Genomic DNA, 11,891 nt, shown 5'->3' on the forward strand with positions numbered 1-11,891 from the left:
AGCGTTTTCATAATATTAGTTACAATTATTATACCAAGTACTGTCACTTATAACGAGCTATGATTCATTTTTTTAAATTAATCCTATATAAAAAACCGACGATTATCCGTCAGTTTTTCTCAATATTAACTTTTTCTTCTCTCTAGCAGAGTATAGCTCACGGCTAAGGCTAAAATAAAAACAATTGAAATAATCAATGGTAATCTAGTTGCTGGAATTAGAACTAATATTACTAATATTACTAAATAAAAAATTATCGTAATCCAGCTCGTTACCGGAAAACCAGGCATTCTAAACTGGCCAAGTTGTCCCTTATTTTCTGCTCGATACTTCAAGTGAGTCCACATAATGATTATCCAAACCATAATAAAGTTAATTGTTGAAACACTAGAAATAATATCAAAAACTTGGGCTGGCATAATATAGTTAAGAATTACTACAATGAATAGAATCAAAGAAGAAAATGTTAAGGCATTATTCGGAACAGCCTTTTTACTTAACTTGCCGAATCTCTTAGGAGCGTTATTTCCTCGAGACAAAGCATATAAGGATCTACTAGTTGAAAAAATTGCACTGTTTGTTGCCGACATTGCTGCTGTTAAAACCACAAAGTTCAAAATTCCGGCAGCCGCTGGAATACCAATTGCTCCAAAAACTTGTACAAAAGGACTTGTTGTAGTAACAATCTTATTCCATGGATAAACTGCCATAATAGCAATCATTGAGCCAACATAAAACAATCCAATTCTAACTGGCAAAGTATTTATTGCCTTGGGGATATCTTTATCAGGATTAGCTGTTTCACCAGCTGTCAATCCCACAATTTCAATCCCTACAAAAGCAAAAACTACCATCTGGAATGACTTCAGAAAGCCCCAGGATCCTGTTGGAAAAAAGCCACCATAGTTTACCAAGTTACTGAGCGAAACGATTCTAGAATCAATTTTAGCGTGCATAATTAAAAGAATTAACCCAGTAATGATCAAAGCCAAGATAGCTAAAACCTTAATCATTGAAAACCAACTCTCAAGCTCTCCAAATAGCCCCACATTAACCATGTTAACTAACATTAACAAGATCACGATCACTAATGGGCCTACCCATTGAGGCAGGTCTTTAAACCAATATTTCAAATAAATTCCCGTTGCAGTTAAATCAGCCATAGCTAAACTAAGCCAGCATAGCCAGTAAGTCCATCCCGCAACAAATTCCATTCTATTTCCAAGATATTTTTTTACTGATTCAATAAATGAATGTTGCTCAGGATCAGCTAAAATTAATTCTCCTAAAGCTCTCATCATAAAAAAGCTAATAATACCAACGATCAAATAAGATAAGATAATTGATGGACCAGCACTTTGAATAGCTGTACCAGACCCTAAAAATAATCCAGTTCCGATCGCTCCACCAATTGCAATCATTGTTACATGACGGCTCTTAAGTGATCTCTTAAGCTTTAGCTTCTCCTTTTCATCCATTTTGTAGTAGTCCTCCTTAAAGACAAAAATGCCTCTAGTATTTAACATATACTAGAGACATTTCTTTTTATGAAATTAAAATTCTTGTATAGTCAATTAATTGGCTATTTTATTTGTTTGTATTATAACTTGCATGAGAAAATTGTCAAATTAGGTTTTGGTTTTTAGTTAAAATTTGAACGTTATGATTGATTAAATCTTTATTCCTGATAAAAAGCAAAACCGCTAAAATTAACCAACAAGCTAAAGACAATATTGTTTGTTCAAAAAAACTTAAAATAGCAGAATTTCCAATTATTCCTATGGATGTTATAGAAAAAGCCACTACATCTATGAATGCATGGAGCAAAATCGTTAACCATAACTTCCCGGTATAGAGTAATAAAACTGCCAAAAAGCACCCGACACCAAAGGCACTAACAATTTGATATCCTACATCTTTTATAGGAGTCTCATAAGGCGGTCTACTTAAAACATTTAAAATGTGAAGTGACGCAAAAATTAAGCTACTAATTATAATTGCCCATTCAATACGTCTTCTACTCTTCCTAAAAATAGCTAAAAGAAGCAGAAGATTAATGTATCGTTCACTTTCTTCAATTATTCCTGCTCGCCCACAACTGAAAAATAATTCCCAAATATTTTCAATTCTGTAAGATTTTGATGGATTAATCAAAGAAAGGTCCCAATTCCAGAAAACTTCACTCCATGAACGCGCCAAATAACTAAAGACAGAGAATAGACTAATCCAAATAGCCAAAACTACAGCTATTATTAATACAATTACGTTTCTTTTATTAGAAAAATTAAAAGGTAAATTAAAATGAAATCTATATCCCCACTCCCTAATTACAACGTATACATAAATAAAGACTGGTAATCCATAAATTATTGCTGAATTATTTAATCCATATAAAAATGTATTTGGTTCTAAATTTTCCAATTTAGCCGGACTCGATCCAGCTATTACAGTGGTAAACCAAATAGTTACAAGCAATTGCAAAAGCGGATTTTTTATTACTCCATATGCTTCTTTTGTGACGGGAATGATTACAACTAATAGTCCAGCAAGATAGAGAATATAGATAATTACGCTCATGTTAGGTAAAATTTCAATTAATAAGCGCATAGAATAAGTAAGTTGATCAACAAAAATTACCGGAAGAAAAATAATACTTATCAATTGAAATAATTTTTTATTTTTTCTTACTAATAACGAGAGAATTAAAATTACTAAGTATACTTCAAAGTAAATATCATGGTACCTAGCAATTAGAAGGACAGCTAGTACAAGATTGATATAAAGCTGGATTTTTAAAACATTCATTTTCGTCACGAATATCACCTGAATTTTTAGTAAGTAAGAAATAAAGAGGAAAACTTGTGAATTTTCCTCTTTATTTCTCAAGAATATAATATTTATGGGTGACGCCAAGAACCATCGTCAAAGCCTCTACTATATCCGCCACCTCCAATATAATTTTGTGCAGGTCCTAAAATCGTATTTTGCCAACTACCAGCAACAGACTTTACTTCTACTCTACTTACTTGGGCTGCTGAAGCTTTAGTTGCACTTAAACCTAGTGCACATACGCCCAGTCCTACAACACCTACGGTAGTAATAACTCTTGTTAGTTTCATTTTATTACTTCATATATTTAAATTTCATTAAATTTATTTCAATTATATTAACTTAAATTTTAAAAATCAATATAGTTTTTAATTTTTTATATCAAAAAACGACTGATATCAGCTATAAACCAAGATCAGTCGTTTTTAAATATTAAATTTTAATGTGAATTAGCCTTGAATTCTATTTTGTTCATCAAAAATTTGGTGAATTGACTTATCGTTGTAAATGTAATCAATACCTTTAGCAAGTAAACGTGCTACAGATAAACGAACCATTCTATCTGGGTACTTCTTATGCTTAATAGTATCAGTTACGACAATTTGTTCTACTGGTAATTCATTCAATACATCGATCGCATTTTGAGAAAGTAATGCATGAGTTGCAGCAACATAAACCTTCTTAGCACCAGCAGCTAAGACAGATCTAGTTGAAGAAGCAATTCTAGAACCAGTATCAATTAAGTCATCGACGATAATGACAGTCTTATCCTTAACGTCACCAATCATATCATGAGCTTCTGCGTCATAACGTGCACCGCGTTGGTCAACAATAGCAATTGGAGCATCGAAGTATGAACCAAAATTACGTGCAAGTTTTGCACCAGAGTGATCAGGAGAAACAACTACTACATCATCGTTCTCCTTACTTGCAATACCATTATCTAAGAAGTATTGAGCTAAGATTGGCATGGCATGTAAGTGGTCAACTGGGATATTGTAGAAACCTTGAATTTGAGATGCATGTAAGTCAACGGCAATTAAGTCATCAATGTCAGTCAATTGAAGCAAGTTAGCCAATAATTTTGCAGTAATTGGTTCACGGGAGCGATTCTTAGTATCTTGACGAGAATATGCCATATAAGGAATTACTACGTTAACAGAGTGAGCAGATGCACGATGTAAAGCATCCAATACAATCATTAGCTCCATGAAGTTTTCATTCACTGGATCTTGAATAGATTGAATTACGTAGACATCACAGCCTCTAACACTTTCTGTAATGTTTACTTGAATTTCTCCATCACTAAAGTGTTGAACAGCAGTTTCAAGTAATGGCTTATCCAAAGCAGCCGCAATTCTTTCTGCTAGAGCTTGGTTTCCACCAAGTCCGATTAATTTCATTGGGTGCAACATTTCGTGCAATTCTTCTTTTTTCATTAATTTGCCCTTCCTTGTAAAATTAACAGCTATTCCTATTATAACGAAAAATTCCTATTTTGCTCTACTTTTCAGCTGTAGATTATAAATGATTCTTTTCAGCTGCCTTAATTTGATCTAAACGACCAACAACATAAGTATAAAAATCTTCCGCATCTTGTGGATTTGTATTTTCAAAAGCACGTAAAATAATAGCGAACTCGTCTTTCCCCATTTGATGTAAGGGGGCTGTTTGATAAAGCATAGGATTATCTCCCTTAGGTACTAATTTTAGAAAACCATTAATCAATAGATGTGCTTTTTTATAAACAACTGCTTGCAAACTATGAACATCTAACACTATTTCACGCTTACCTAAAAATAAAGGTGCTGTATGCTTCACAGTAATCTTATCGCCTTCTACTACCATTTCTCCATTCATTCCATGCACTACTATTTTTTTCATAATCCTTACCTTCTGCTTCATTAATTATACTTCATATATTAACTCTATCTGATTTAGGTACAAAGAGAAAAAGAGGCCTAATAAACTAGTCCTCTTTACAAAAATCTTTAATTAAGTCTAATAATTTTAAACTATGAACAACATAACTGTAATGAGTTTGTCGGGGCATTAAGACTAACCGACAATTAGGTAGTAACTGACTATACCAGCGAACATGTTCGACTTTAACCCAATCTCTTTCTCCAACCACACATAGCGTAGGCGTTTTTATTCGCTTTAGAGTTTCAACGGGAATATGACTTTCTCTTAAAGCCACTTTACTATCTCGGTCTCCCTTAAAGAAACCACGAATTGTATTAGCAGCAATATGTTTTGCGTTCACACCATTTCCATTAACGTAAGTTCCGGCAACTATTACTTTAGAAACTAACTCTGGAGCCTGGGCAGCTAAAGAAAGAGCTACTAAACCACCTGAACCAAAGCCTAAAATATATGGTTTATCTAACTTAAGCGCGTTAATAAAGGCTCGTAAGTCTTCTACCTCTGTTTGATAGTGCTCACTTGCCTCTCCTTCACTTAGTCCATGACCACGCATATCAGGAACTACCACAGTATAGTATAGAGAAAGAGGTGCAACTAGCTTATCAAAGATCCCACCATCTTGACGATGTCCATGCAATAAAATTAAGGGATGTCCTTTACCTAATTTTTGATAGTAAATCTTTACCCCATTAACTTTTACTTTCATATTTATTCCTTTAGTTGTAAGTTCTTATAAATCTTGATGGTCAAAATCACTTAAAGATGCTTTTTTGACGATTTTTTTACTTTCTTTTTGGGACTCACGCTCTGCCATCAAGCTTTTAATAATTTGACGCCAAACTCGATAATTTGCTCTAAAATTATCTGGTATTTTCTTTGGATTAAGGTCGTGAACCATGCTATCTGCTCTCTGCCAATAATGATAATAAGGCGTTGAGCTATAGTAAAAACCATTAGTCAAAGACACATATTTTACATTAAAAATCTGATCTTCCATAAATGCCAGATCTTCCACAAAACGCAAATGATATTTTTTAATGATGCTAATTTTGTATCCCTTATTCCAGGTGTAGCCCTTAACAGGTGAGCCAAATACATTAGTCATCTTTAAATAAGCTTCTCTTTTATCAATTAAGCCACCGCTTTGCTTATTTCCTACAGGATGACTTTCATGGCGTTTTTCTGAATCAATCCAAAAACCACAAGAAACAATATCAACATCTGGGTGCTCATCAAAGGCTCTGACAAAGTAAGCAGTATAGCCTGAGTCTACCCAATCATCCCCATCATGAAAAGTAAAATATGGTGTAGTTACATGAGCCATTCCAACATTTCTAGCGTCAGAAAGCCCCCCATTTTTCTTATTAATAATATCAAAATAAAGGAACCGATCACGATAGGACTCGGCTACTTCACGAGTTCTATCCTTTGATCCGTCATTAACAATTAGCAATTTGAAATTTCTATCTTTTTGTTTAGCTAAAGCGTCAAGTGCCCTGCCTAAATATTTTTCCATATTGTAGACGGGCATAATTACCGTTAACATTGGCTGGCGTAACACGGCGTCTGCCTCCTTTTGCTTATGATTATAGCATCTTAATACTTATTTACATAATTCAGTTAACTATTTAGGTTATAATATAGCCATCAAATGAGTATATTTCATAGGAGAAAATTTATTATGAAAAAAATACTAACTACACTTGTTGCTATCTTATCAAGTGGAATCTTAGGGTTAAGTGTCATTACTAATACTAAAACGGCTAAAGCTGATGCTAATAACACTCCTGTTGTAACATTAGGTACCTCCCTTACCGCCTCTCAAAAACAAGGCACTATTGATACCTTAACCCAATCATTGAATGGTGCTAATTATACTACCATTACTATTACTGGATCTGATCTTGTAAAATACCTCAATCCTTCCGGTTATGACTTTACTAATAACTCCGGCGTTTGGTCTAGTGCCATGGTTCAAAAAACTAGTTCCGGTAGTGGTATTAATGTTCATATTTTACCTTATAACGGTCATAATAACATTACAACTATTACAGCTAACCAATATAAAAATGCTGCTCTAACGGCTGGAATATCTGATGCAGATATTTATGTAACTTCTGCTACTCCAATTGATGGATCAGGTGCTTTAGCCGGTGTTTATGCAGCTTACGCTAAAAATGGTGAGTCTTTAAACCAAAAACAAATTAACGCAGCTCAAACCGAAATGAACACTTTGAGTAAAATTACTAGTCAAAATAAAGGTAAAGATGGCTATTCTGATGCTCAATTAAATAATGCAGTTGCGGGTGCCAAAAAAGAAATGGCTAAGCAAGGTCAAAATATTTCTGATAGCCAAGTTAGAGATATTGTTAATAATCAGATTAATATTAACCATCTTGGCGATACTATTACTAACAATCAAAAAGAACAAATTATCAATGTTCTAATCAAAGTTAAAAATTCTGGTGCCCTAAAAGACAAGAATTTTCAACAACAAGCTAGCCAATTAACCGATCAAATTCAATCAGGCGCTAAAAATATCTTTTCTAAATTTAATACTCCAGAAACTAGAAATTGGTTCCAAAAACTAATTGATTCTATCGTTAGTTGGTTCAGAGGTATCTTTGGCGGTGCAATTATCTTAAACTAAAATCTAAGAAAAAAGACGACTACTTTGTAGTCGTCTCCGTCGTCAAAACTAGTACCTGCGTGCGTTCTAGTCTTTCACTTCTTATTATAGCAACTACTTAAAAAAGTGCATCAAAAAAGTCTGCAAAATTGCAGACTTTTTTGATTTAGCAAGCGGATTTTTTAATAATTAGTTTGTTTCAGTTGAATCAGTAGTCTCATCAGACTCGCCATCTTCAAATTCGGGTCCTCCATCTTCAACTACATCTTCGTTACTGTTATTTTTATCTATAATCTTCTTAGTTACAGCAGCTACCACACCAATTCCTGTACAAATTGCTGCACCAATACCAACTACTTTAAAGAACTTTTTCATAATATCACCTCATTTAAATTATTTTCTGCGCTTTCACTTTTAATTATAGTCGCTCTTAATGATATTACGAATTTTTGGACTTTCTATTTCATTTGATCCATATATTTGTTTAACTCATTATCAACGAAATTATTTCCTTGATTGTCAGCATGCCCCTTGGTCCAGCTAAATTCACTATCAGAAAAGTGTTCCAATAAACTATCTAGCCTCTTCCATTCAGAAGCATTGATTAAAGGCCCATTTGATCGCTTCCAGCCACGCTTCTTCCAGCCTTCAATCCAGTGCTTATTGATTCCATTTAAAACATATTGCGAATCTAAAACAAATAATAAGTGCTTGTCATTGAATTTTAGCTCAACTAATTTTTCTAGGGCATTAATCAATCCAAGCAACTCCATTTTATTATTTGTAGCACCAAATTCCCCGCCAGAGCCATATGTACGACCATTATCCCATTCAATTAAATAAGCCCAAGCAGCTTTATCAGTTTTATTAACATGGCCACCTTTATGAACACCAGTATTTCGAGATCCTCCATCGGTGTAGATGGTAGCAAAATATTTAGAAGAAATATTTTGTTTAGGTTGTGAGATTTCTTTACCAGAAGCTGACTTAATTTTTTTAATAGCATTACTTAAAGAATCTTCATTAACAATATCAGGTTGGGTTTCCTTATTCCAATTAAGATACTTAGTCGCATCGGTAATTTTTTCAAAGGATTTATACTCTGCGCCAGAAAATCCATCTACTTGCTTTTTAGCATCTTCCCATGTTCGATAAACACCTGGTGTACGGCCTTTTTTTACTGCATAGTATTTCATAATTGTTCCTTTCTTCATTTGCTCTAACCTATAAAATGTTAGAATAATTTTAACGCTAAAATTACAAAGAAAGAAAGGAGGAAATAGAGTGTTTTTTATCCAAAAAAAATATAGTGAAGAAGTTGAAAAAAACAATAAGCATAAAAATAAAGAGCCTAGCATTGCTCGAATGACTTTTTTAGGTTTAATGGCTACTTTCACTCCTACTCGCTGGCTCTTACGGATGCACAAAAGAAAAGTTGAAGATACCTCCACTACTGAAGAGATAGATCCAGCAATTGAACAGATACCTGTTTTTTATGTACATGGTTTTCGCGGAGGCGACTATACGACAAATAAAATGGTTCAAGCCGCCTGCAAGGCAAAAGGTACTGATAAGTTTCTTAAAGCCACAATTGATCCATTTGGTAATTTCATCTTAGAAGGAACTTGGACAGCAGATAAGCAGCCCATTGTACAACTTATTTTTAAGGATCGAATTGCGGGAGTTTATGCCAGCTCTTACTATCTTCGGGCAGCTCTTTCCTATTTAAGTAAAAGATATCATTTTAAAAAGTACAGTGCTGTTGCCCATTCTTTAGGCGCTCCTTCAGTAATAAAAGCTGAGATGAAAACAAGTTTAAGGAAGAATTTTCCTCATTTAGATCACTGCGCCTTAATTGCGGGACCTTTTGATGGAGTAATGTATTTAGGTGACTTACCTAATGTCAATCGTCTTAATGAAAAGGGACGCCCCATTTTGATGAGTACGTCTTATATGGGGATGCTTTTTAATCAGAGACGTTTTAATCCTGATATTTCAGTTTTAAATATTTATGGAAATATTTTAGATGAGACTAATACAGATCGGTTTATTTCTGTTGTTTCTGCTAAATCGATTCGCTATATTCTTGCTCCAGTTGCCCATAGCTTTCAAGAAGTAGAGGTGCGTGGAGATGCGGCTGAGCACAGCGTTTTACACGATAATCCTTTTGTAATTAATATTATTAACAAATTTTTGAAGTTAAGTGATTAATTTTATAAAGAGAGAAAATAATTATGTACTATATGCCATTTTTTTATGACCCATATTTTTGGATGATTATCTTAGGTGTAGCAATTTCCGGCTGGGCCTCAATGAATGTTAATTCAACTTTTAATCGTTACGATCAAGTTCAAAATCAAGGAAATTATACTGGTAAAGCCGCTGCACGCTATATTCTTGATCAAGCTGGTCTATATGAAGTCGAAATTCGTGAAGTAGCTGGAAACTTAACGGATAACTATAATCCTACCAATAAAGTTCTCAGTCTTTCACAATCTGTCTACAATTCCTCTTCCATTGCAGCAGTTGGTGTAGCAGCTCACGAAGTCGGGCATGCCCTTCAAGATGCTAGTGACTATGCACCTATGCGAATGCGTTCTGCCTTAGTGCCAATTGTTTCTCTTGGTTCCAATTTATCAATGCCACTAATTCTTTTAGGACTAGTCTTAGGAATGAACCAAACCCTAATTAAAATTGGTATTTGGTGCTTTGCCTTAGTTTTGCTTTTCCAAGTAGTAACTTTACCGGTTGAATTTAATGCTTCTCATCGTGCTTTACGGATGCTAAATAATGGGGCTATTTTATCCCCACAAGAAATGCCAATGGCCCGTAAAGTCTTATTTGCGGCAGCTTTAACATATGTCGCAGCCGTTTTAACAAGCATGTTACAATTGTTTAGACTTCTACTCATTTTTGGAGGCCATAACAACGATAATAATTGATTAGTTGGGAGGGATACTTATTTTTTCGAATGAATTTTGGGCACTTCTTTGGGCTGTCAACACAATCTTAGCCTTCTATGTTGTATTCCACCGAAAAAGATCTGTCGCTACCTCTTGGGCATGGTTAATTATTTTACTAATTTTTCCAATTTTAGGCTTTATTTTATATGGTTTTATTGGACGTGGATTATCACAAGAAAATCTTTTTGCCATTAACAATCAAAAGCACATTGGTTTAAATAAAGTAAATAAGATGATTCCGCGTGTTCCTAAATCCACTGGATCAACAGACACTTCTAAAGAAGCCAAAATTTTAATTGATTACTTTAACTTTAGACATGATTCCCCCCTATCTAAAAATAACAAAATTAGTTTTTATACCGACGGCGAAAAAAAATTTGAAGCTCTTTTTAAAGACATCAAGCAAGCTCAAGAAACCATTAATGTTGAATATTATTCTTTCATGAATGATGATTTAGGTAATAAATTTCTTAATTTATTAATTAAAAAAGCTCGCGAAGGTGTTAAAGTGCGACTTATCTATGATCCTTGGGGTTCTCCTGGCGCTTCAAAGACTTGGTTTAAGCCTTTAACTGATTTGGGCGGTGAAGTTGTAGCCTTTATCACAGCTCAAAACATGATTAAAAAGTATCGGATGAATTATCACCTTCACCGTAAAATTGTCGTTATAGACGGTCGAATCTCTTGGACTGGCGGCTTTAATGTGGGCGACCAATATGTCAGCAAAAGCAAAAAATTTGGCTACTGGCGTGATACTCATCTTAGAATCGTCGGCTCTGCGTCTCTCCTCCTCCAAGAGCGTTTTGTAATGGATTGGAATGCTTCAATTACTGATAAAAATCAGACCATTTCATTTAATGAAAAACTCTTTCCAAAAATTGAAGAAAATCGACTAACAGAAGACGATGTTGCAACCCAAATTGTTTCAGACGGTCCTGATACTTCTACTCCATATTTACGTAACGGTATGATCAGAATGATGATGATGGCTAGAAAAACACTTTGGATTCAAACACCATATCTTGTTCCCGACGATCCAATGATTGCCACTTGGGTTATTGCGGCTCATTCAGGAGTTGACGTACGGATCATGATTCCTTCAATGCCTGATCATCCCTTTATTTACCGCGCTACACAGTGGTACGCAAATTACCTGCTCCATGAAGGAATAAAGATCTACGTTTATGACAATGGTTTTATTCATGCAAAAACCGTCATGGTTGATGATCACTTCGCTGCAGTTGGATCAATGAATCAAGACTTTCGGTCATATAGCTTAAACTTTGAGACTGATGCAGTCTTCTACGATAAAAATATTACCCGGGAATTAAATCATATTTTTGAAAAGGATTTAGCTAAATGTACAGAATTAACTTTAGAGATTACTGATAACTGGTCACGTTATCTTCGATTTAAACAAGCTTTTTCTAGATTGCTCTCCCCGATTCTATAAAAATTAAAAAGGATAGATTCTCTGCATTCACGATATGTGATATGAACCCCGAAATTCGGACAAGAATTTCGAGGTTTTTATTATGTCTAAA

Annotated in this window: 13 protein-coding genes; 4 read left to right on the plus strand and 9 right to left on the minus strand. The window is 34.4% G+C overall.

The window, feature by feature from the left end; genetic code table 11:
- Positions 1-125 precede the first annotated feature (125 nt).
- The 7 genes from Q9R40_RS02575 to Q9R40_RS02605 all read right to left on the minus strand — a co-directional run bounded on the left by Q9R40_RS02575 (position 126) and on the right by Q9R40_RS02605 (position 6,316).
- The gene (locus tag Q9R40_RS02575; protein ID WP_304676178.1) at positions 126-1,478 is read right to left on the minus strand and encodes an amino acid permease; all 1,353 of its coding nucleotides are present in this window, start codon (positions 1,476-1,478) and stop codon (positions 126-128) included.
- A 145-nt stretch (positions 1,479-1,623) separates the two neighbouring features.
- On the minus strand, positions 1,624-2,805 hold the full coding sequence (locus tag Q9R40_RS02580) for a CPBP family intramembrane glutamic endopeptidase (RefSeq protein ID WP_304676179.1): 1,182 nt from the start codon (positions 2,803-2,805) through the stop codon (positions 1,624-1,626).
- A 92-nt stretch (positions 2,806-2,897) separates the two neighbouring features.
- Positions 2,898-3,119, minus strand: coding sequence for a 5'-nucleotidase (locus tag Q9R40_RS02585; protein ID WP_304676180.1), 222 nt, complete (start codon positions 3,117-3,119; stop codon positions 2,898-2,900).
- A gap of 159 nt (positions 3,120-3,278) precedes the next feature.
- On the minus strand, positions 3,279-4,268 hold the full coding sequence (locus tag Q9R40_RS02590; RefSeq protein ID WP_260308312.1) for a ribose-phosphate pyrophosphokinase: 990 nt from the start codon (positions 4,266-4,268) through the stop codon (positions 3,279-3,281).
- 82 nt (positions 4,269-4,350) lie between these two features.
- Positions 4,351-4,713, minus strand: coding sequence for a hypothetical protein (locus Q9R40_RS02595; protein ID WP_297938394.1), 363 nt, complete (start codon positions 4,711-4,713; stop codon positions 4,351-4,353).
- A gap of 85 nt (positions 4,714-4,798) precedes the next feature.
- Positions 4,799-5,461 (minus strand): alpha/beta fold hydrolase, encoded by a 663-nt coding sequence (locus Q9R40_RS02600; RefSeq protein ID WP_180873403.1) that lies wholly within the window; start codon positions 5,459-5,461, stop codon positions 4,799-4,801.
- A gap of 24 nt (positions 5,462-5,485) precedes the next feature.
- Positions 5,486-6,316: a glycosyltransferase family 2 protein gene (locus Q9R40_RS02605; protein WP_297938390.1), complete on the minus strand. Its 831-nt coding sequence runs from the start codon at positions 6,314-6,316 to the stop codon at positions 5,486-5,488.
- Between the two features lie 120 nt (positions 6,317-6,436).
- On the opposite strand from Q9R40_RS02605, the gene Q9R40_RS02610 reads away from it, so the two are divergent.
- Positions 6,437-7,405 carry a DUF1002 domain-containing protein gene (locus tag Q9R40_RS02610; protein ID WP_304676187.1) on the plus strand — a complete coding sequence of 323 codons (969 nt, stop codon included), beginning with the start codon at positions 6,437-6,439 and terminating at the stop codon, positions 7,403-7,405.
- A 168-nt stretch (positions 7,406-7,573) separates the two neighbouring features.
- On the opposite strand, the gene Q9R40_RS02615 is transcribed toward Q9R40_RS02610, so the two are convergent.
- Together Q9R40_RS02615 and Q9R40_RS02620 are read right to left on the minus strand one after the other, a co-directional pair.
- A complete protein-coding gene (locus Q9R40_RS02615; protein ID WP_304676188.1) occupies positions 7,574-7,759 on the minus strand; it encodes a hypothetical protein in 186 nt (61 codons plus the stop codon).
- Positions 7,760-7,842: 83 nt separating this feature from the next.
- On the minus strand, positions 7,843-8,580 hold the full coding sequence (locus Q9R40_RS02620; protein WP_304676190.1) for a ribonuclease H family protein: 738 nt from the start codon (positions 8,578-8,580) through the stop codon (positions 7,843-7,845).
- Between the two features lie 88 nt (positions 8,581-8,668).
- On the opposite strand from Q9R40_RS02620, the gene Q9R40_RS02625 reads away from it, so the two are divergent.
- Genes Q9R40_RS02625 through cls form a run of 3 tightly spaced genes read left to right on the plus strand, consistent with a single transcriptional unit; the run spans position 8,669 to position 11,800 of the window.
- Complete coding sequence (locus tag Q9R40_RS02625) at positions 8,669-9,595, plus strand: alpha/beta hydrolase (RefSeq protein ID WP_297938378.1); 927 nt, start codon at positions 8,669-8,671, stop codon at positions 9,593-9,595.
- A 23-nt stretch (positions 9,596-9,618) separates the two neighbouring features.
- A complete protein-coding gene (locus tag Q9R40_RS02630) occupies positions 9,619-10,326 on the plus strand; it encodes a zinc metallopeptidase (protein ID WP_297938375.1) in 708 nt (235 codons plus the stop codon).
- A gap of 4 nt (positions 10,327-10,330) precedes the next feature.
- Positions 10,331-11,800 (plus strand): cardiolipin synthase, encoded by a 1,470-nt coding sequence (gene cls, locus Q9R40_RS02635; protein WP_304676193.1) that lies wholly within the window; start codon positions 10,331-10,333, stop codon positions 11,798-11,800.
- Positions 11,801-11,891 lie beyond the last annotated feature (91 nt).

This window comes from uncultured Lactobacillus sp., from assembly GCF_948948975.1.
Lineage (GTDB): Bacteria > Bacillota > Bacilli > Lactobacillales > Lactobacillaceae > Lactobacillus.